The following is a 20,623-nucleotide window of genomic DNA, read 5'->3' as shown; positions in this document are numbered from 1 at the left end:
ATTTCGTTAATAACTGTTTTTTGGACTATACTCTTATCAAGGCCATGCAAAGCATCAAGCCATAAAATTAGGATGATTCAATGCCATGAATAAAACTTGGCATCAAACCGCCACTGGAAACCGCTCCATTTTAAGTAATTTGCGATTAAGCAGAACTCTACTTAATATCATCTTTATTATTGCCCTTTCTCTGCTTTTAATCATCAATATTATTTCTTATAACCAGGTCAAAAATTTAATCTTCGCCAGTAACTGGGTTTCTCATACTCATGAAGTCATCCAAACCATAGATACATGCCTTTATGATATAGTAGAAATTGAATCTCGCCAGAGATTTTACTTGATTCGAGGTTCAAGCTCTCAGCTTATGGCTGATATAGATGATATGAAATCAACATTACAACTGAATTTAGACAAACTTGAGCAATTAACCAGGGACAACCCCGAACAAAACAAACGAATCCATCGTTTTATTGATTTGGTTAAACAAAGATTAAATTTGTTAAACCAACTTGTACAGTTAAAGGGAAGCGGCAAACTCGATACACAAGAAGGTTATGATTTACTTAACCAAAGTCAAGACATGTCACATCAAGTTAAAAGTCTTGGACAAGAAATCAAATCCGTTGAATTGGTGTTGCTATCAGAAAGGAATACTGGTGTGGTTCGCTGGGCAGTTACCAGTAGTTTTATTTTAATATCCGGAGGTATTGCAAGCATCCTGTTTTTAACGCTCGCTTTTATTCTGGCAAATATTGAATTGTCAACACGCAGAAAAACTGAACTACAGAATCAAAATACGCAAATACGGCTGAAGAAAATTATAGAAAGTGCCAGTGATATGATAGCAGCTTTTGGCAAAGACCAGCGATTTATTACTTTTAATGAAGCTTATCAGCGTGAGTTTAAACGTCTTTTTGATAAATCCATAAGCATCAATATGTCTCTGGAAGAAGCTTTCAATAATGCTCCTGAAAACAAAAAAAAATTAGTGCAATCCTGGAAAGAATCTCTACAAAGAGATGAAGAAACCAAAAATATCGAAGTGAATACAGAACAGGAAAAGACTATTTATGAAATGACCTCCAAACTCATCCAAAACGGCGACAATGAAATTAAAGGTGTGGTACACAGCGTTCGCAACATTACCAAACGGGTGCAAGAACATACTGAACTACAAGAGTCGTATGAAAAACTGGCTAATGGAATGAAAGAACTGCAAGAGAAAAATGAACAAATTACTCTGCTGGTTGAGATGAGTGACATCATGCTGGCTTGCGGCTCCCAGGAAGAGCTAAGTGAGGTAATGGCGAAATACTCCCAACGACTACTGCAATTTTCAAGCGGCTACCTGTTTATCATGCATCCTTCCAAAAATTATTTGGAAAAAGCAGCCAGTTGGGGTAATCCTCACCCGCACGATCTGACTTTTACCCCAGAGCAATGTTGGGCTATCCGGCTTGGTCGAATTCATTATGCAGGTTCATCTCGTATCGAATTGATGTGTAGTCATATGATGTTTGACGAGCAACCCGAGTTGTCTCTGCTTTGTGTACCCCTAATGGCCCAAAATGACATTTACGGCTTGTTATACCTTGAAGTTGGCCTAAAGTTTGATGAAAACCAGCAATTACTAATAACCGCATTCGCAGAGCTTACCGCCTTGGCTTTGGCAAATGTCCGCCTTAGAGAAAATTTACGCTATCAATCTATCCGTGATCCACTCACTGGATTATACAATCGCCGTTATCTGGAAGATTTTCTATTTAAACAATTACATCAGGCTGAACGAACAAAAGCCTCATTTGCCATTTTAATGCTGGATTTGGATCATTTTAAAAAGATCAACGATACCTTTGGTCATGACGCAGGAGATCTTGTATTAAAAGAGCTGGGGCAAATTTTAAACAATGATATTCGCCTCGGTGATATTGCAGCCCGATATGGGGGAGAAGAATTTGTCCTGCTGCTCTATGATATTAATGCTCAAGCCGCTAAAATGAAAGCCGAAAATTTGCGTTCGGCCATTTCCAATTTACAGGTTAAATACGGAGCACAACCTGTTGGGCAGATAACGGCCTCAATCGGAATATCCGTCTATCCTGACGATGCCAAATCACCTGCTGAAGTGATTGAAGCAGCTGATAAGGCTTTATACCAAGCCAAAAACAAAGGCAGGAATAAGGTAATTTTATTCTCGGAAATATCACCCTGATTTTGATTGCGACTCCTGACCTAAATGTTGTGGTGTTTCTTATGTCCGATAGAGTGTTTCATGTTTTATATGAGTTTTGAGAGCAAAACAATAGATACTATACTGCATAGCATCCGGTATTTTTAATAGCAACCCGGCCTACGATAATATATAATGCGCAGCCATCAGGCATAATTACTCGTATCCATGCTCTATAAAGGAATTATCTCGAATGTTTAGCAAAGCCCTAATCAGTGCAACCTATAAAAATGGAAAACCCGGCCAACTTACAGAAGAACATGAAAAAGCAGAGCATCACCGCTTTAAGACAGACTATCTGTTTAAAAATGCAGAGATCTCTAAAGACTTATATGCTTCACGCTTGATCCAGCATTTTTTGATCATTAAAGCCATAGAAACAAAATTACAAAATTTGTCAAAAACAGAACAGTCAGAAATCAGCGCATTTTTTGCTTTATCTTATCTTGAGCAATTATGGCGTACTACCGCTATAGAAAATGATTTACGACAACTAAACATTAATCCTGATGAAATTCATAAGGATGAGATGACAAAAACAACCGAAAATTACCTTGAAAACATAGAAAAATTTACACCCAAAATACTTCTCGCTCATTTTTTATTACATATTGCCGGGTTTATGCATGGCGGGAATATTATCCGCTCGAAATACATTGAACCAAGCAATCGCTTGACCACCTACCAAATAACAGCCGATCAATATGATTTTTCTGCTGCCATCTCCTTTTTATCCTCGGGAAAACATTCACCGCTCGCTCTTTATCAGGATATGATGAAACAAATCGATAACATTGTTCTAACTGGTGATGAGTATCAAGAGCTTCTTGAGCAATGCAAAGGCATCTATGAAACCATGAGCAATATCTACGATGATTTATGTGATATGCACACTCATCACCTGAAGCTGCCCACTTACTCACTTGCGGCTATCAGCGTCAGTCTGGTTGCACTTGGATTAATTCTAAAACTATTGATGGATTTCTTAAATCCAATGACGAATCCTATAGCAAACGCCCCTCGTTAAGGCTCATCGTCAGAATGTTATTGTGGTCTAGATATTAAGATTTACAATGATTTATTTCTTTATATATAATCATTACCCACTTTTATAGAAATTTGAACAATATCGAACAGATAGTGTTGTTTTGATAAACAAATGGAACAGTAACAGATGTTAAAACGGGATATTTCAACCCTGAATATATTAGTTGCATCAGCTGGTGGAATGATTGGTTCAGGTTGGCTGTTCAGCCCATTTATTAGTGCCCAAATGGCAGGCAGTAATTCTCTGATAAGCTGGGTTATTGCAGCAATATTTATGTTGTTTATTGCCCTACCGCTTTGTGAACTGGGAACGATGTTTCCAGTTTCCGGGGGTATGTCTAATTATCCTACTTACACACACGGTCGAGAAGTGGGTTTTTTATTCGCATGGACATCCTGGTTATCTTATGTTGTTATGACACCTATTGAGATACAAGCAATTTTGCAATATTCAAGTCATTTTTTTCCAATATTAATCGACAATCATAGCGAATCACTCACACTGTCCAATTATGGTTATCTTGCTGCAGTTGGGATTATGTTTTTCGTAGTTATTTTGAATTCTTATGGGATTAAGTTTTTAGCCGAGTGTAACAAGTATGCCAGCGTCATTAAATTTGTTTTGCCGAGTATCGCTATTATCTCACTGTTAAAGCAATCACCCTCTCTTGCTAATGTTAATATTAATCTGTCAAGCAAAGAACACTGGGTAGAGATATTTACCGCTCTTTCTGCAGGCGGGGTAGCTTTTGCTTTTACAGGGTTTCAAAATGGTTTAATCCTGGCAGGAGAAGTTAAAAATCCACAACGAAATATTCCTATTGCCATACTTGGCGCGGTATTGGTTGGCTTTATTCTTTATTTTATGTTGCAGTTCAGTTTTATAGCGGCGGTACCACAAAAGTATTTGGCTCAAGGTTGGCACGCATTGAGTTACCCCGGTGATGAAGGTCCATTGGTTGGATTAACTCTTTTGTTAGGACTTGGCATTGTTGCTACTCTGTTATTGTTTGACGCCGCTTTTTCTCCTTTTGGCACGACTTTAGTTTATACCGCAGCTACATCTCGTATTTTGTATGGCATGGCATTAAACCAACATTTGCCCAAGTTTTTCTTAAAGGTCAACCGCCATAACATACCTTACGTAACACTTTATGCAAATCTTTTGGTTGGTTCTTTTGCATTCTTACCCTTTCCGGGATGGCAAAAACTAGTGGCATTCCTTTCATCAGCAAGTATTTTATCCTACGGAATTGGCCCGATTTGTCTCTTGGCCATGCGTAAAATGCACCCCCATATGAATAGACCCTTCAAGCTCGCAAATAGTATTTTCTTGTCACATATCGCCTTTTATATATGTAATCTCATGTTGTACTGGTGTGGTTTTTCTATTATTTGGAAGCTAAACTTAGCATTGCTTATGGGGCTTGGTATTTACTTTTTTTACCATCGCTATATTTCTTTGAGAAATGGCTCGCCTCTGGTGTGGTTTATCATGTACATGGGATCATTTTCTATTATTTCTTATTTAGGATCTTTTGGCGGCATTGGTTTACTGAAATTCCCTTTCGATTTAATCTGCTTCTTGCCTTATAGTATTTTAATACTTTACATGTCTCAAGTTTTAGCGACACCCCGTCATGACAATGACATGATTGGTAATGTTACAGAATTGCCAGTATACAATTCTTGAGGTAGCAAAGCGACAAAGTAAAAACGCTTCCTGATTATCCTTGTCTGTTTTGTAGTTCACTGTCATGACTTCTTATGGGTAAAATGCATCAAGGGTAACTTGCCTGCTTCCTGCCAAGGTACCCTGATGCATATTGAGTTCCCAACATTTTTTACGATAAAGCGATCGCATCAGTATAAGATTCGTCTAAGTTCCGCTTCTTGTAATTGAGCTGCCAAAGCCTCATCAGACTCCAAACCCGTTTGCGCTTTACCAAAAACGTGAACATTTCTTTTACTTTGAACATGCGGAAAGAAACCGTAAGGTGATAAAGTATCAAACAGTGTTTCAAAGTGTTGGTTGTAACGTCTTGTTCTCTCGGATTGAGTTTCGGTTCTGAAGGCCCTGTCAAGAGTTTGCTCTTCTTTTAAAGGAACGGCTCTGTCAGATAGAGTTTCATAACCAAAAGCTCGCTTACTGGGTGTGCTGTATTGTCTGGGTCCCTGGAGAGATTCTACTTGTGTTATCCAATGTGTATTACTCAGGTTCTTTAGAGTGACCGTAGGATATTCCGGAATAGGTTTGCCATTCGGTTGTCCAACAACGTTGAGGTTTATTTTAAGTAGCTCGGCAATTTCTTTCAAATCATCATGCGTTGCCCATCTTCCCTGCTCTTTAATTTTTTCAAGGCTCTTTAAAATAATTGAATTTGAATTGATTGTATTGCCTGATAGAACATCGTTTAGCAAGACTTCCTTAACAAACGCATTTTCTATTTTCTGTGCCTGATGAAAAGGTTGATTCCTGAGGATTGGTCTCAGCATTCTAGCGATATCTCGCGCTGTTTGAACGATTTCCGGGGAGAGGGCTAGTTCATTGAATTGACTTATTCTTTCCAGAGAACCCCTTCGATACAAATAAAGTTGAACCAATTCCATGAATTTGCAATAAGCATTTGATCCTTCGATTTTGGTTTGATCTTTACTTCGCCCTTCTTCGATTATTCTCTTGACCAAATCTTCTTTATTCACAATCACGGCAATATTTCGTAAAGACATCTGCAATAGAAATAATAATTCACTTTTATAAGTGTAGGGTGAATAATGCAGTTTTGTTAAATCGATGTTAAGGATGTCTTGCAGTCGTACGCCATAAATATTTTCGACTTGTTTCCATCGATCATAAGTTTTACTTTTTCCGTGAAGTTTGTATTCATTTTGTATGATGCTTATTAAACCAATAGCAAGAGCATAAAATCCACAATCCCCGCCACCAGGATTATCTATTGAATATGACATCTGTATACTCCCTTTTAGGATTAATGATTTAATGTTTCAGTCAAGCATTATAAAATATGAACATTAAGTAAACATTATGTAACATATGCCAAGGGGGAGTGCAAGTATACAATAATTATCTTTTGCCTCGCCTGTGGGTAAGCAAGCTATTTATCAATTGGGTCTCCAATTGATATCCGTTATTATTGCGTGGAAGAAAAAAATCTCGCTAAAGCCGTAGCCTCTTGTAAATTGATTTCTGCATTAATCCAATTTAACTTGACTTGCGCTGTTGTTTGTTCACGTTGATTCACTAAAAAAAGCGTGCTATCACCTTCATAAAATCTCTTGGTTTCCCCCTTCTCTACTTGCCGTGCAAGATTTAACTCTTTATTAAGCAAAACCACTTGCTGCTGATATATTCTTATTGCAACCAAGAGATTGGACAGCTCGTTATTTAACTGTTCGTAGGTAAACTTCATTTCCGTTTGTACTTGCTGTAATTCGCTCGTGGTGCTGATAAGCTTTCCTCTTGCTTCACGTTGAAAAATAGGAAATTTAAAATTCACGCCTATCATAGCAGCCTGAGGGATCAATAAAGGATAACCGCCTGTTCCATATTGTTTAAAGGTATAAGCTGTCGCATCAAGATTAGGAAGAAGCTCATTTCTTGCTAAATTTTGTTTTAATTTAACAATTTTTGAATAATTCTCCAATTTACGCAACACTGGATGCCGTTGTAACTGTGCAATACTATTGGATACTCGAATTGGTTGGGCAGGAAATGTTGCCGGTAATTGACTTTCATCCGGTTTTTGCGGTTTGCCCTTTGCGTCACGATAGTAAAGTGAAAGATTGATGCCAGCCTGTGCCAATAACATTTCTCCTTGATTGACCAGTTGTTCACGTTGAACGATAAGTTGTAAATTTTCTGCAATGGCAAGTCTAGGCAAATCACCTTGTTGAGCTTGTTGAATAATCGCATTTTGCCGCTCTTTCGCTAAATTTAGCAAATGCCTGAAAGTTCTTAATTGAAAACCCGCCTCAACCCATTGCCAATAGGCTTTAATAGTTTCCTGATAAATTTTAATTTTTGTAGCAGCAGCATCCTGCTGTTTCATGCGAATTGTTTCTTCTCTTGTAAAAAGCTCGGTACGCTCTTTATCAATTCGCCTGTCTCTCAACAAAGGTAAAGAAAGGCCCGCACGATACTCACCACCAGAGTTAGTCAGGTAATTTTGATAGTAAATGGGCCAATCACCTCTACCAATACGATAGCCTCCAAACAATTTAAGTCCATTATAGAGGGTTGGCACATTAAAAAGATTATCTGCGTAATTATTAATATACCCCCCGACCGGCTGGAAGCGGGGATTCACATCGAAAGAGGGGTCAAATTTTCCTAATGCATTAACATAATCACCTTCCGCTTTTCTGATTTCAAGACGCGCTATGACTATCTGAGGGTAACTTCGATCAACACTTTTAAGTACGGCATCAAGCAGCAAAGGTTTGCCTGGTATTGGAAAACACTTGAATGACAACATCAAGAGCAAACATAAGACAACCAATTTGTTTTTGCCTGAAGGAAAACAACTCATGATGCTTTATTCTCGCGATCACTTTCCGGTGGGAAACCATTATACTGACGCCAAAGCTCATACCATAAAGGAACTTGACCCAATTGGACCCACCCATGCACCCGCACTCCTTGCCGTAAAAAACGCACACTAGGCCATGGCTCATTAGGAACAATCACTACGCGGAATAAACCAAACCCATTATCTGTAGGATCAATAAAGGAGACTGTACCTCCAAATGTTCCGACTGCAATTTCTGGCCATCCGCGAAATTGAATAGCAGGCCATCCTTCAAATTGCAAACGGGCTTTTTGATTAAGGCGTACGAAAGGTATATCATTGCCGTCAACCCATAATTCAACAGCGCGAGACTCTGTTTCAGGCAGAATTTGAGCCAATACATCGCCTGCGTTGACAACGACACTTTCCTGACCTGTCAAACGTCTAAAGATGATACCTGCGACATGGGCCTTAATGATTTGTGTTTTTTGACGAGCAATTCGGACATCGACATTCACTTTGTCAATATTCGCCTGCGCAAGGTCATTTTGGTATTTTGCATATTCAATTTGTGCCAATTCATATTGCCTTCTCGAGTTAATTCCCTGTTCGTACAATTTCTTTTGTCTGTCAACATTGGCTTTACCTGCAGCAATAGCTTGTTTGGCTGCTTCTATACGAAGTAAAATCGCCTTTTTCTCGACTTCAAGACGTGACAAAAGCTCCGGATCATTATCGGTAATATCGACTATTGGATCCCCTGGTTTCACACGCATGCCTTCGTCGACATACCATTTCTTTATTCGCCCGCTAACAGGTGAATTAACCGTATGTTGCCTCTCTGTTGGTGAAAAGGCGATGACTTTTCCGTTGCCTAATGCAAACTGTTGCCACGGAGTAAAACTTAAGAAAAGAATAATGGCAATAAAAACAATGAAAATTATTTTCGCTATTTTTTGAGGCTTGGGAAGTTTACTAATCATAGAATAAGCATGCAATTTCATGAGGAAATCACCAGGCGATTATTTAAATAGTTAAAATCGGAGCGTTGGCTCACGATCGCTAACAGCGTATTTTTTAAAGACAATACCAATTCCATCATCTCATTCACTTCTTGATGATTGAGGATGTCAAAAGCGCGATCAATAACGATTAATTCAGGTTGTAATAGAAGAGCCCTGACTAACATCAATTTGGTGAGCTCAACTAAGGTAAACACATCCTGCCATTCATAGAGAATAGTGCGTAGACCTTCAGGTAGTTGTATGATTTTATCAGCAAGTCCAACATTCTTTAATTGTTCAATAATGATTTTATTAGGCACGTTGCGATGATTGAGTACTAAGTTGTCATAAATGCTTCCGGTAAACCACTGGGGCTCTGCAATCAACAAACTAAAACGACGAAGAGAAATAAGGTTTTTTCTCGCACAAGGAATCTCATTAATAAGAACATGAAGCGAGGCAGGATCTTGGAATCCAAATAGTTGCTCAACAAACAATTGGCATAAATCAGATTTTTCCGAAAACACCAATAAAGGCTTATCAACTGCTATCAATGCTTTATTCTTGCTATCCATCTCTAACTGGATGCTATTAATTGGGGTCAATAACTCGCCGTGCTCATCTTCTTTCACCTGTTCAAGTGACAGGTTAAGTACTGCATCGATTTTATTTTCTGAGGCGACCAGATCATAATAATTTTCTAAAAGGGCACCAAAACGTCTAAACGAGTAAATCAGAGCACCTAAAACGATTTCTGCGGCAACCAATTGTCCAAGACTTAACTGATTATTAATAACAAGATAGCCCCCCAATCCTAATAAAAGACTACTCGCCAAAGCAGACAGCGTGTAAAAACCAATTTGATGTTTGATAAGCTGCTTAAAATGGGTATTTCTTGCTTTTAAGAAAGCAACCAATTTTTTATCCGTTTGTTGTGTCACATAGCGATGATATAAACTAAAACGGAACAGATACCGGTTAATCAAAATTTCTTCTAACCATGCACCTACAACGTGTTTTTCAGAACATTCTTTTTTGGCGCTGTCTAATGCTTTTTTGTAGGGGATAAAAATGATCAGCAGAATGCCAAGAATGATAAAAATATCAAACAAAAGGAAAAGAGGATGATAAATTAGAATCAGCAATAGTCCAAAAAAAAGTTGTAACCCCAAATTAATACCATACAACAATAAACTCGCGAGTGATTTTTTGATAGTGACTATTTCAAAAAAGCGATTGACCAACTCCGGTCCATGATGTGTCGAAAAATTATCAAGGGACATGTGGGTGAAATGTCGTGTCAGACTTAAACTAACTTTAACCATCAGTTTTTGCTGAATTACTTCAATAATGACAATTTGCCATATGTGGAGAGCGCCTAGAGCCATCATTAAAATCAATACCATCAAACTTAACGTAATCACCGGTTGCAATAGCTTGCCAAAAGCAATTAAATTCACGAGTGTTTGGGCAGCAATGGGGATACTCAATGACAGTAAGCTGATAATTACACTAATCATCGCGATGGATGAGATTGTTTGGCGATCTAATACATCAATAATTGAATTAATTGGTTTTGCATTCATTCCCTAAACATCCCTTTTACCCTTGATTCTTGTTAATGCTATTAATATTTTAATTTTTGCAATATAAAAAATTCCAGCGATTCAATCGCTTTATTGCTTCCACTCTTTTTTAATAAAGAAACATGGACATCATTCAATATAGGGAGAAAATCGTAATCGAGCCGTTCCAGATAGTTTGGGATCATGCTGCGCTGAATAGCAGTAATCCCTAACCCAGCGCGCACAGCTGCCATTTTTCCCGCATAACTTGCGCTACTGTAAACAAGGCGCCAATCAATATGGTTTTTATCCAGTGTATCAATCACATTGCCTCGATAAACGCAGGGTGTTGGTGAAAGCACTAAGGGAATTGGCCCCGGTTTGTCTAAAAGAGGTAATAATTCTTTTTTCCCTATCCACTCAACGGGTTCTGTACAAACATAGATAGACTCAGAACCAACCTGTTGCTGAGTCGTTTTAATGAGAATTAAGTCAAATTTACCTTCATTAAAACGCTCGATCAGATTCAGAGTCAGATCACATTCAACATTCAATAAGACTCGTGGATGCAATCTTGAAAATTCAACGAGAACATCGGATAAAATAATACTGGCAAAATCCTCTGGTAATCCGAAGCGGATTTCACCTTGTAACTCAGGCGCTTTAAAACGATCCAAAGATTCTCGATGCAACTCATAAATTCGTTTGGCATACCCTAAAAATATTTCACCATCCGTAGTCAGAGAAAGTTCCCGGCCACGATTAATTAGAGGTTTTTCAATCAGGTTTTCCAATTTAGCTATTTGCTGACTGATAGCCGATTGGGTGCGTCCAACCCGTTGTGCCGCCTTGGTAAAACTTTGCGTTTCAGCCACGGCGAGAAAGCATTGTAGTGTGATTGTATCAATTGACATAAGTTTTTCTAATAGTTTAAATAATTATTTTTAATTTTACTTATATTAACATATCTAATATATTTCCACAATAATAACAGAATTTCTAATGGAGAATTAATGTGGATAAATTTTTAAATGGGTTATCGATTTCACTCATGCTATCGCCCTTGATAGCGATGCTATTCTATATCTTGTTAGGAAAAACAAGAAATATTCAAGCAACTTATTACGGTACCACAGTTATAGGTTTTGGTTTTGGATTGAGTCTCTTGGCACTAATTGTTTCTGCAAATACTGTAAACCAAAACAGTTATTTTTTATTTCATGCCAGCACACTAAGCCTCTTGCTAAGCACATTAATATTATTCATCAGCTTTATTATCCACCGTTTTTCCCTACGATATATGCATGGTGACAAGTGCTACCGACGTTATTTTTTCAAACTTTCAGCCATAACTTTAACAACTGTTGTGATGGCTTTAGCAGACAATCTTTTATTGTTCTGGCTTGCCTGGTCAGCTAGTAACTTGCTCTTGATAAACCTCATGATTCATAAGTCACAATGGAAAGCAGCCTACAACTCAGGGATACTGACTTTAAAAACACTATTACCAGGAAGCTTGTTGCTTATCACGGCATTTTGGATTCTTTTTACGTTAAACAATACTCTGTCAATTGAAACAATAACCAGCGAAGTGAGCAATAAGTCATCCCTTGCTATTGCCGTGGCACTTGGGTTTATTATCTTAGCAGCGATGGCACAATCAGCCATATGGCCTTTTCATCGCTGGCTAATGAGCTCATTAAACTCTCCAACACCGGTATCCGCTCTAATGCATGCTGGATTAGTTAATGGAGGGGGCTTTCTGATTGTTAAATTTGCTCCGCTGTTCGTAACGCAAGAAAATTTATTGACCATTTTATTCATTTTCGGCGCACTGACTGCTTTATTAGGCACCCTCTGGAAACTGTTGCAGTGGAATATCAAAAGTATGCTTGCCAGTTCCACCATGGCACAAATGGGTTTTATGATGATGCAATGTGGCTTAGGACTTTTCCCTGCCGCTATCGCCCATCTATGCTGGCACGGCTTGTTTAAATCCTATCTTTTTCTCAATTCAGGCTCTGCCGTCCAACAAAAGAAATATCAAAATAAATCACGTCCTGAAAAATTGACAAACTTATTGACTGCATTTTTTGGAGGACTTAGTGGAATGTATGGCTTTGCCCTTATCACAGGGAAACCCATCTTATCTCTGCATGCCTCCACCTTTCTTTTAGGTTTTGCATTCATCACAGGAACACAACTCACCCTGGGCTTGATTGCATATGAGAAGCATTTCAAAAAAGTAATTTTAGCCTTGGCTTTAGTTTTCTCAATTGGAATTTTTTATGGGGGAAGTATTCATCTCATCGAGTCACTCTTACCTAATCTAACAGGATTTCCTCAATACCAATTAAGCAGCTTACAAGTCTTAACTCTGATTATCTTCTTTTCCCTTTGGCTTTTATTCAGCATGGGGTTATTCAAAAAAATCAGAGAGACCAGACTTTGGGATTGGTTTTACATGTACATGTTTAACGCAAGTACGCCTCACCCCAAAACTATTACGGCAAATCGCCACACTTATTACTATTAAGAAAAGGAGTCAACATGAGTAGCCACATCACACTAATCAAAACTAACACAAGCAATGAAAATCAAATGACCCAATGCAACTACCCAGTCGATAATGATGTCATGATTATCCAGGCCATGGTAAATAATGTTACAAAACAAATTACACCTGTATGGCCTCTGGAAAAATTTATTGCTTGCAATTCCTTGCATGGTTTTGAATCGATGTCCTTTGAAGAGGCTGTGATACAAAACCAGACGGCTAAAAAAGGCACTCCATTCAATGAAAAACTAGAAAGAGTCAATTGGCACATGATCAAATGGTGTGGGAGCTTTCTTGACATTGGACAAGGCACGATTGAAATGCCTCATCGTGATAAAGGCTTATATTTTGGTTTTTTAAAGCTAGCCCCTTTTGACAGCACACTGCATCAAAACAATAAATCAACAAAGAACTGGTTATCAAATCTGCCAGAAATGCCTGAACAAGCTATTCGACTTTGCCTCGATAAACTTGGCGTATTAAACCAAAGACAAGAGGAATTTCTCCAATCCACTCTGTCTCACTTACCTGGATGGGCTGGATACATTAAGTGGATAAGTGAATGGAAAAATCGTAATGGCAAGGAAGAAAATCCTGTAAGCCTAGTCGATTTTCTTGCAGTGAGGCTGATAATCACCTGCATATTATGGCCAGAAGCAAATCTGGAAGAAAAAAAAAAGGAAAAAGATAGTGCGGATACTAAACAACTTATTCAAAATATAAAACACAAAGAAGATGATTACAGGCAATTGCTTTTAAAAAAGCTTTTGCCTGAGTTAAACAAAGTTCAGATAAAAGGAAACAGAGCTAAAGCCCAAATGGTTTTTTGCATTGATGTCCGCTCAGAACCATTTCGGCGATGTATAGAAAAACTAGGACACTACGAGACTTTGGGATTTGCAGGATTCTTTGGTTTACCTGTGAGTATCAAAGATTATGACGGTGAAACAATAAAAGACTCCTGCCCAGTACTATTAAAGCCACGATTTAATATCCATGAAAAAGCAATTGCTGCAAATGAACATTGCCTAGAGCATCATGAGAAAGGTAAAGAGTTTAAAAAAATTTTGAACCGGGTCTATCAGCAATTAAAGTACAATTTTTCAACCCCATTTGCCTTAGTAGAATCATTAGGAATCTGGTGTGGGATTACAATGTTCCTCAAATCATGTAGCCCAATTTTCGCTAGACGCCTTACCCAAGACCTAAACGAAATGATATGCCCCTCGATTCAAACACAGCCTGTTTTTGAATTGGATTTATTAGAGAAAGAGGTAGGGATCTCACTTCAAGAACAAATTGCCTATGCCGAAATGGCATTGAGACTCATGGGACTGACTGATAACTTTGCCAAACTTGTTATTTTCTGTGGTCATGGCAGCTCTACTCAAAATAATCCTTATGCTTCAGCCCTGGATTGCGGCGCTTGTGGAGGTAATCAAGGTGGAAAAAATGCACAATTACTGGCGTCTATCCTCAATAAAATAACAGTGAGAAGGGCTCTGGCAGAAAATGGAATCAATATTCCTCAAGACACTGTGTTCTGTGGCGCGCAACATGACACGACGACGGATGAGGTTGAAATTTATCATTCAAATGTCAGTCAATTCATTGACCAAGATATCCTCGACCAGCTTAGAGCTGACTTAAACATGGCTAAGCACAATAATAATTTAGAACGAATTAACTATTTGAATTCCATAGATTGTGCGGAGAAAGACATTGTACGGAGAAGCGCAGATTGGTCTGAAACAAGGCCAGAATGGGGACTTGCTCGCAATGCCGCTTTCATCGTAGCACCTCGCCAACTGACCAAAAACATTGATCTGGAAGGGCGTTGTTTCTTGCATTCTTATGACTGGAGCAAGGACGAAGACGGTACCCTGCTTGAAACCATTTTGACTGCGCCTATGGTGGTTGCCCAATGGATTAATACTCAATACCTGTTTTCAACAATCGACAACGTGGCATATGGAAGTGGCAGTAAAATCACTCATAATGTCGCAGGAAAAATTGGAGTCATGCAAGGCAATGCCAGTGATTTAATGCATGGATTGCCACTGCAATCTGTCATGAGCCATGATGAGAAATCCTTTCATGAGCCACAGCGCCTGTTAACTGTAGTCTATGCTCCTCGCGAAATCATCAGTGAACTAGTTGAAAAACACGATGTCTTAAAAACCTTGTTTTTTAATGAATGGGTTCATTTGGTAGCGATTGATCCACGGAGTCACTTGTTTTACAAGTTAGAGAAAACCAATACATGGTCTGTAATTAAGTGAAAGGAGTTTCCTGATGAATATAATCAAAGTATCAGAAAAAAAAGAGATGAACATCTCTTTGCATCCGATGAAAAAGATCGAAGTGATCGTATCTGGTGACAATGAAAATATGGTCGCTACCATGATGGAGAAGGCAAATATTTCTGGTTTTACCTTATTGCGAAACGTCTCTGGAAAAGGACATCATGGGTTTCATGAAGGTAAAATTTTGTTTAACGACAAGGCCTCTTTCGTCATGTTTATTGCAGTGGCGCCTGAGGAAGCTATTGCCAAAATTGCACTTGGCATGAAGACTCTATTCCAAAAGAATTCAGGAGTCCTCTTTGTGTCGGATGTTTCTGTTGCTAGAGTCGATTATTTCTCTTAGTATTTAACTTTGGAGGTGACCCCTATGCACTATCAAAATCAGCGTGTTTTACTGGCCTCAAAACACCAAAAGGAAAAAGCGATTCAGCCTCCTTTTGAGGAGAAATTAGGCTGTTTTATCCATGTCCCTGCTGATTATGATACTGATCAGTTCGGCACCTTCACCGGTGAAATACCAAGAAAAGCCTCAGCCTATGAAACATTAATTCTGAAAGCTAAAGCAGCGGCCAAGCAATTTGGATACCGTTATGTTATATCCAGTGAAGGAAGCTTCGGCCCCCATCCCCAGCTTTATTTTTGTCCCGCAGACACCGAATTGATGGCCTTTGTTGACTTGGATAATGATTTAATTATCGCGGAGCACGAAGTATCTACAGAGACAAATTATAGTCATATTGATATCAGTGCCACAGATGACTATGAAGCGTTTCTCAACAAAGCAAAATTTCCAAGCCACGGCATTATTGTTCGCGCCTTAAATAGCGAAGAAAATTATATTCAAAAAGGAATCTGTGAGCCTGAGCAACTCAAAACAACGATTCAAAAAGCGTTCACATACAGTACAACTATCCGCCTTGAAACCGATATGAGAGCGATGATGAATCCACTTCGGATGAATGTAATTAACAAACTTGCGGTGAAACTGGTTCACCGCATTCAGCAACATTGCCCTCAATGCCACACTCCAGGGTTTGGAAAAATCTCGGCTGAAGGTCATTTAGCCTGCATTTCTTGTGGAACACCAACAGAACTTTACCTGCGAAAAGTTTTAAATTGTCTAAAATGTGAATTTAAGACTTATCAAGCGCGAGACGATGGACTAGAATTTGCTGAGCAAAGGTATTGTCCTTATTGTAATCCTTAACCGTTTGCGAGAATCAAGTCCATGGTATGTTATAAACATTCAAACAAGAGAGGCACATTATGAAACCCATTTTAATAGGTCTAATTATGGGTTCTCAAAGTGATTGGCAAACATTAATCCATGCCGCCCACACACTGGATGCGCTAAACATTGGCTATGAGGCAGAAATTGTCTCCGCTCATAGGACACCGGACAAACTTTTCCGGTATGCCGAACAGGCTGAGGCAAGAGGTTTGGAAGTGATTATTGCTGGTGCAGGAGGAGCGGCTCATCTCCCTGGCATGGTAGCAGCCAAAACATCTTTGCCTGTTTTAGGTGTCCCAGTCATGTCACAAACTTTAAACGGCGTCGATTCCTTGCTATCCATTGTGCAAATGCCTGCGGGGATACCTGTAGGCACTTTATCGATAGGTAAAGCAGGTGCCATCAACTCCGCACTGTTTGCAGCCGCAATTCTTGCTAATAAATATCCTGATATTCGAGCTGCCTTAAAACACTATAGAGAACAACAAACACAAAAAGTGCTCGACAATCCAAACCCTAAAGAGGAAAAGTCATGAAACTTGGTATTCTAGGTGGTGGCCAACTTGCAAGAATGTTGGCATTAGCAGCATATCCCTTAGGGATTAACACTGTCTGCCTGGATCCCAGCCCTGATGCTTGTGCTGGCCAACTCACCAGGCTGATAGTCTCTGATTTTAATGATGAATTGGCTTTAAAACAATTTTTGTCAGAAGTGGATTGCGTCACAATAGAAACCGAAAATATACCATTTTCTTGTGCCGAATTAATTGCCCAAATAAAGCCTTTTTATCCATCAACCCAAGCTTTGAAAATTACGCAAGACAGATTATATGAAAAAAATTTTTTCAGGTCTCTGAATATTCCTACTCCAGAATTTTTACCAGTTGAATCTGAAGGTGAATTGATGCAGGCTATTACGGACATAGGAATGCCTGCCGTGTTAAAAACAAGAAGGTTTGGCTATGATGGCAAGGGCCAATTTGTTTTGCGAGCCCAATCAGATATTTCAAAAAGTTGGGGCCTGTTAGGCAGTCAGCCTCTCATTCTCGAAGAGTTAATTTCCTTTGAAAGTGAATTTTCGCTAATTGCTGTTCGCAATAAGAGTGGTGAAACAAGTTTCTACCCATTGATTAAAAATCATCACAGGAAGGGCATTTTACATTTCTCAGAAGCCCCTGTTCATCAGGACACCTTACAACAGGAGGCGCAAACTCATGCATTCAAAATTTTAGAAGCCCTGAATTATGTTGGTGTACTTACCATTGAGTTTTTTTATCAAGGCAACCAATTGATTGCGAATGAGATAGCACCACGCGTTCATAATTCTGGCCACTGGACTATCGAGGGAGCACATACTAGCCAATTCGAAAATCATCTGCGCGCTCTTTTTGATTTGCCCTTGGGAAGCACTGAAGTAAGCGGCTCTTGTTTTTTATTAAATTGCATTGGCAATCTGCTGCCATTGGAGCCCTGTTTATCGATCCCGGGTGTTCATTATCACGCTTATGGAAAAGCCCCCCGGCCAGATCGCAAGGTAGGTCATGTTACCCTTATCGATACTCATTTGGAACGTTATGCAAAAAGCAAAGACTTACTTCTTGACATTTCATGAGTAGCAGATAGTTAGAAAGCGAGCAATAGGAGTCAGCGCATAATATTGTTCGCAATTTGGAAAGCTGAGCGTTGGATTCTGTTGCCTACTGCTCATCCACATTATCCTGCTTATTATTGGTTGTCACTATAGACTCAGGATCAATGGAGCTTCCGGGAATTTTTCGGCTTTCGCTGGCCCATTCTCCCAGATCTATTAACTTGCATCGTTCAGAGCAAAAAGGCCTGAACAGGTTATCAGGGCGCCAGGTATTTTGTTTGTCACAAATGGGGCATTTAATTTTTTGCTGGTTGTTCATCACGGTTTTGCTAATTCATATTGTTTAGATATGAAGTATGGCTACACCAGCAATGATTTTCAATATATCTGCCTTATGATTGATATGAAAATAGAGCTCTTGCAGCCCCCAATCTAAAACTAATTATCAACATGCACTTCACGCACCAGAGCCAACCAAGCTTGGGCCGCCTCAGAGAGATAAGAATTTCTACGCCAGGTCATCGCCATATTCCATTGGAACTCACTTCCATTAAGTAAAAGAGAGCGAATTTGTGTCGTATGCCTTTGAGTGGCAATCATCCGTGGCAAAAAAGTAACCCCAAGGCCTGCTGCAACAAGCTCCAGCATAAAATCAATCTGACTGCTTTGAGCCACCACCTTAGGTTCGAAACCAGCGTGACGGCACGCGTCCAATATAATTCGATGTAACGCGAAACCACTGCCAAAAAGGATGAAAGGTATTTCTTTAAGTTCTGGTAGAGAAATGCAATGTTTAGTTGCTAATGGATGTCCAGATGCCAGGAGCGCGACCAATGGTTCAGAGCGTACTAATTGGCAATCAAATTCTTCGGAAATGGGTAATAGGGTCCCAGCAAAATCGATCTCTCCTGCACGTAAACACTCTGCAAGTTTATCGCTGCCATGTTCAACAAGCTCTACTTCAATGCCTGGATAACGTTGTCTGTATAGAACAAAAAGAGGGGCAAATAAAGTACTGCTACCCACCGGAGAAATACCCAAACGTAGTCGACCTTGTTTCAAACCTCGGATTTCATCCAATTCTTTAAGAAGATCATCTCGATCAGCCAATAATTTTGTTCCTCGTTGATAAACAATTTCACCTGCGGTTGTTGGTACATTACGCTTTTTAAACCGCTCAATCAGAGTGATACCTAACTCCTCTTCAAGCTGTTTTATGGCTTTACTGACTGTAGACTGGGTCGTAAAGAGATTTTCAGCCGCTTTGGAAAAACTACCCTGCCGTACAACCTCTATGAAAGTCTGAAGCAGTTTAAATTCCATAATTATTCCATATTGGAAAGGTTATTAGTCTATAAATTCATTTTATTCATCTTAATTAAAAGTGTAAACTTAAATGAAAAAATAATATCCACCATGAGCACATATATGGCAAATAAAATTCAGCAAAATTCATTTTTTCAGATAGTATTGGTTGGCTTATTTTGGTTAGCTAGTGAGTTATTGCTCAAACTGGTCAAGCTTCCTTTGTCCGGAGGAATCCTTGGCTTGGGAATTGTTTTACTGCTTTTGGCGACGAATTGCTTAAAATTAAATCGTATAAGGCGGGGAGCTGAATTACTCCTTGCCAATATGTTACTTTTTTTTATCCCTGGCGTCCTTGCAATACTGGAGCACCGGGAATTTATCGGTCTTTTAGGCCTTAAAATTCTCTTCATTATTCTGCTCAGCACAATCACGGTGATGCTAGTCACTGCCCTTGTTGTAGATTATTGCTACCGTTGGAGGACGCATCATGCCAAGCAGCATTCTCTCTGAATCCATGATCCAGGCATTTTTCTGGTCACTTATCACAATAGGTATGTATTTTATTACGCAAAAACTATATAGAAGATGGCCCTTTTGGTGGCTAATGCCACTTGCTTTAACACCGATACTGGTTGCCAGCGTAGTGCTTTTACTGCATGTAAACTACCAGGACTATTTCCGAGGAACAAAATGGCTAGTCTTGTTAATTGGTCCTGCAACCGTGGCCTTTGCCATTCCCATTTATGAAAAACGTGCCCTCATTCGCCAGCATTGGCCAGTGCTTTTAATTGGCGTGATTGTGGGAAGTTTCACTGCCATAGCATCCAGTTGGGGATTGGCAATCCTTCTTGGCCTTGATGATAATTTACGCTTAAGTCTTCTCCCTCGCTCTATCAGCACACCGTTTGCTATAGAAATCTCAAGGGGAATTGGTGCAGCACCTGATTTGACTGCGATTTTTGTTATTGTCACAGGGATATTGGGAGCTATACTCGGTGAATTCATCCTGTCGCGCTTGCCTTTTAACTCAGCTCTTGCCAGAGGTGCCCTTTTAGGAGTAGGAGCCCATGCGGCAGGAACCGCTCAGGCCCATAAAATAGGGAATACGGAAGGCGCCATTGCCAGTTTGGCTATGATTTTAGTAGGTCTATTCAATATACTACTTCTCCCACTTATCAGTTATCTTTTGAAATAAAAGTGCGTTTAGTAGAAATTAAAAGGAACTCCTCTAGTTAAGAAAAAATCATAAGCA

18 protein-coding genes are annotated in these 20,623 nt (G+C 39.3%); 11 read left to right on the top strand and 7 right to left on the bottom strand.

Features of this window, described 5'->3' with window-relative positions; translation table 11 throughout:
- Positions 1-85 precede the first annotated feature (85 nt).
- The 3 genes from LPG_RS01155 (at position 86) to LPG_RS01145 (ending at position 4,973) form a co-directional block, all read left to right on the top strand.
- The gene (locus tag LPG_RS01155) at positions 86-2,215 is read left to right on the top strand and encodes a sensor domain-containing diguanylate cyclase (protein WP_010945991.1); all 2,130 of its coding nucleotides are present in this window, start codon (positions 86-88) and stop codon (positions 2,213-2,215) included.
- A gap of 211 nt (positions 2,216-2,426) precedes the next feature.
- Positions 2,427-3,260 carry a biliverdin-producing heme oxygenase gene (locus LPG_RS01150; RefSeq protein WP_010945990.1) on the top strand — a complete coding sequence of 278 codons (834 nt, stop codon included), beginning with the start codon at positions 2,427-2,429 and terminating at the stop codon, positions 3,258-3,260.
- A 147-nt stretch (positions 3,261-3,407) separates the two neighbouring features.
- Positions 3,408-4,973: an APC family permease gene (locus LPG_RS01145; protein WP_010945989.1), complete on the top strand. Its 1,566-nt coding sequence runs from the start codon at positions 3,408-3,410 to the stop codon at positions 4,971-4,973.
- A gap of 170 nt (positions 4,974-5,143) precedes the next feature.
- Here the strand turns inward: LPG_RS01145 and ceg7 are convergent, their stop codons facing one another.
- The 5 genes from ceg7 to LPG_RS01120 all read right to left on the bottom strand — a co-directional run bounded on the left by ceg7 (position 5,144) and on the right by LPG_RS01120 (position 11,292).
- Positions 5,144-6,250 carry a Dot/Icm T4SS effector Ceg7 gene (gene ceg7 / locus LPG_RS01140; protein ID WP_010945988.1) on the bottom strand — a complete coding sequence of 369 codons (1,107 nt, stop codon included), beginning with the start codon at positions 6,248-6,250 and terminating at the stop codon, positions 5,144-5,146.
- Positions 6,251-6,432: 182 nt separating this feature from the next.
- The gene (locus LPG_RS01135) at positions 6,433-7,830 is read right to left on the bottom strand and encodes a TolC family protein (protein WP_010945987.1); all 1,398 of its coding nucleotides are present in this window, start codon (positions 7,828-7,830) and stop codon (positions 6,433-6,435) included.
- Positions 7,827-8,813, bottom strand: a complete 987-nt coding sequence (locus LPG_RS01130) for an efflux RND transporter periplasmic adaptor subunit (RefSeq protein ID WP_010945986.1) — start codon at positions 8,811-8,813, stop codon at positions 7,827-7,829. The genes LPG_RS01135 and LPG_RS01130 overlap by 4 nt, the downstream gene beginning before the upstream one ends.
- Positions 8,810-10,399, bottom strand: a complete 1,590-nt coding sequence (locus LPG_RS01125; protein ID WP_010945985.1) for an ABC transporter transmembrane domain-containing protein — start codon at positions 10,397-10,399, stop codon at positions 8,810-8,812. The genes LPG_RS01130 and LPG_RS01125 overlap by 4 nt, the downstream gene beginning before the upstream one ends.
- Positions 10,400-10,440: 41 nt before the next feature.
- Entirely contained in the window at positions 10,441-11,292 is an 852-nt protein-coding gene (locus tag LPG_RS01120) for a LysR substrate-binding domain-containing protein (protein WP_010945984.1), read from the bottom strand.
- 101 nt (positions 11,293-11,393) lie between these two features.
- Between LPG_RS01120 and LPG_RS01115 the strand changes: the two genes are divergently transcribed.
- The 6 genes from LPG_RS01115 to LPG_RS01090 are packed head-to-tail and all read left to right on the top strand — an operon-like array spanning position 11,394 to position 18,084.
- Complete coding sequence (locus LPG_RS01115) at positions 11,394-12,914, top strand: proton-conducting transporter membrane subunit (protein WP_010945983.1); 1,521 nt, start codon at positions 11,394-11,396, stop codon at positions 12,912-12,914.
- Between the two features lie 14 nt (positions 12,915-12,928).
- Positions 12,929-15,217, top strand: coding sequence for a DUF2309 domain-containing protein (locus LPG_RS01110; RefSeq protein WP_010945982.1), 2,289 nt, complete (start codon positions 12,929-12,931; stop codon positions 15,215-15,217).
- 13 nt (positions 15,218-15,230) lie between these two features.
- On the top strand, positions 15,231-15,584 hold the full coding sequence (locus LPG_RS01105; RefSeq protein WP_010945981.1) for a P-II family nitrogen regulator: 354 nt from the start codon (positions 15,231-15,233) through the stop codon (positions 15,582-15,584).
- Positions 15,585-15,608: 24 nt separating this feature from the next.
- Positions 15,609-16,448 (top strand): DUF6671 family protein, encoded by an 840-nt coding sequence (locus tag LPG_RS01100; protein WP_015444911.1) that lies wholly within the window; start codon positions 15,609-15,611, stop codon positions 16,446-16,448.
- A 59-nt stretch (positions 16,449-16,507) separates the two neighbouring features.
- Positions 16,508-17,008, top strand: coding sequence for a 5-(carboxyamino)imidazole ribonucleotide mutase (purE, locus tag LPG_RS01095; RefSeq protein WP_010945979.1), 501 nt, complete (start codon positions 16,508-16,510; stop codon positions 17,006-17,008).
- Positions 17,005-18,084, top strand: a complete 1,080-nt coding sequence (locus LPG_RS01090) for a 5-(carboxyamino)imidazole ribonucleotide synthase (protein WP_010945978.1) — start codon at positions 17,005-17,007, stop codon at positions 18,082-18,084. Before purE ends, LPG_RS01090 begins: the two co-directional genes overlap by 4 nt.
- Before the next feature lie 85 nt (positions 18,085-18,169).
- Here LPG_RS01090 and LPG_RS01085 read toward each other — a convergent pair whose 3' ends face one another.
- Together LPG_RS01085 and LPG_RS01080 are read right to left on the bottom strand one after the other, a co-directional pair.
- Positions 18,170-18,382, bottom strand: a complete 213-nt coding sequence (locus LPG_RS01085; protein WP_010945977.1) for a DNA gyrase inhibitor YacG — start codon at positions 18,380-18,382, stop codon at positions 18,170-18,172.
- A gap of 119 nt (positions 18,383-18,501) precedes the next feature.
- Positions 18,502-19,386, bottom strand: coding sequence for a LysR family transcriptional regulator (locus LPG_RS01080; RefSeq protein ID WP_010945976.1), 885 nt, complete (start codon positions 19,384-19,386; stop codon positions 18,502-18,504).
- Between the two features lie 105 nt (positions 19,387-19,491).
- Between LPG_RS01080 and LPG_RS01075 the strand changes: the two genes are divergently transcribed.
- Positions 19,492-19,881: a CidA/LrgA family protein gene (locus tag LPG_RS01075; RefSeq protein ID WP_014843191.1), complete on the top strand. Its 390-nt coding sequence runs from the start codon at positions 19,492-19,494 to the stop codon at positions 19,879-19,881.
- Positions 19,859-20,566: an LrgB family protein gene (locus tag LPG_RS01070; RefSeq protein ID WP_010945974.1), complete on the top strand. Its 708-nt coding sequence runs from the start codon at positions 19,859-19,861 to the stop codon at positions 20,564-20,566. The genes LPG_RS01075 and LPG_RS01070 overlap by 23 nt, the downstream gene beginning before the upstream one ends.
- Positions 20,567-20,623: the final 57 nt, after the last annotated feature.

The sequence above is a fragment of the Legionella pneumophila subsp. pneumophila str. Philadelphia 1 genome, assembly GCF_000008485.1.
Classification (GTDB): Bacteria; Pseudomonadota; Gammaproteobacteria; order Legionellales; family Legionellaceae; genus Legionella; species Legionella pneumophila.
The sequence above is the reverse complement of the archived record's forward strand: the minus strand, read 5'-3'. Positions and strand labels throughout refer to the sequence as shown.

Bases quoted from the DNA above. Each gene is read 5' to 3' on its own strand.
- LPG_RS01100 (WP_015444911.1), top strand. From the start codon at position 15,609: ATGCACTATCAAAATCAGCGTGTTTTACTGGCCTCAAAACACCAAAAG.
- LPG_RS01150 (WP_010945990.1), top strand. From the start codon at position 2,427: ATGTTTAGCAAAGCCCTAATCAGTGCAACCTATAAAAATGGAAAACCC.
- LPG_RS01135 (WP_010945987.1), bottom strand. From the start codon at position 7,830: ATGAGTTGTTTTCCTTCAGGCAAAAACAAATTGGTTGTCTTATGTTTG.
- LPG_RS01090 (WP_010945978.1), top strand. From the start codon at position 17,005: ATGAAACTTGGTATTCTAGGTGGTGGCCAACTTGCAAGAATGTTGGCA.
- ceg7 (WP_010945988.1), bottom strand. From the start codon at position 6,250: ATGTCATATTCAATAGATAATCCTGGTGGCGGGGATTGTGGATTTTAT.
- LPG_RS01105 (WP_010945981.1), top strand. From the start codon at position 15,231: ATGAATATAATCAAAGTATCAGAAAAAAAAGAGATGAACATCTCTTTG.
- LPG_RS01120 (WP_010945984.1), bottom strand. From the start codon at position 11,292: ATGTCAATTGATACAATCACACTACAATGCTTTCTCGCCGTGGCTGAA.
- LPG_RS01110 (WP_010945982.1), top strand. From the start codon at position 12,929: ATGAGTAGCCACATCACACTAATCAAAACTAACACAAGCAATGAAAAT.
- LPG_RS01080 (WP_010945976.1), bottom strand. From the start codon at position 19,386: ATGGAATTTAAACTGCTTCAGACTTTCATAGAGGTTGTACGGCAGGGT.
- LPG_RS01130 (WP_010945986.1), bottom strand. From the start codon at position 8,813: ATGAAATTGCATGCTTATTCTATGATTAGTAAACTTCCCAAGCCTCAA.
- LPG_RS01070 (WP_010945974.1), top strand. From the start codon at position 19,859: ATGCCAAGCAGCATTCTCTCTGAATCCATGATCCAGGCATTTTTCTGG.
- LPG_RS01155 (WP_010945991.1), top strand. From the start codon at position 86: ATGAATAAAACTTGGCATCAAACCGCCACTGGAAACCGCTCCATTTTA.
- LPG_RS01145 (WP_010945989.1), top strand. From the start codon at position 3,408: ATGTTAAAACGGGATATTTCAACCCTGAATATATTAGTTGCATCAGCT.
- LPG_RS01085 (WP_010945977.1), bottom strand. From the start codon at position 18,382: ATGAACAACCAGCAAAAAATTAAATGCCCCATTTGTGACAAACAAAAT.
- LPG_RS01075 (WP_014843191.1), top strand. From the start codon at position 19,492: ATGGCAAATAAAATTCAGCAAAATTCATTTTTTCAGATAGTATTGGTT.
- LPG_RS01125 (WP_010945985.1), bottom strand. From the start codon at position 10,399: ATGAATGCAAAACCAATTAATTCAATTATTGATGTATTAGATCGCCAA.
- purE (WP_010945979.1), top strand. From the start codon at position 16,508: ATGAAACCCATTTTAATAGGTCTAATTATGGGTTCTCAAAGTGATTGG.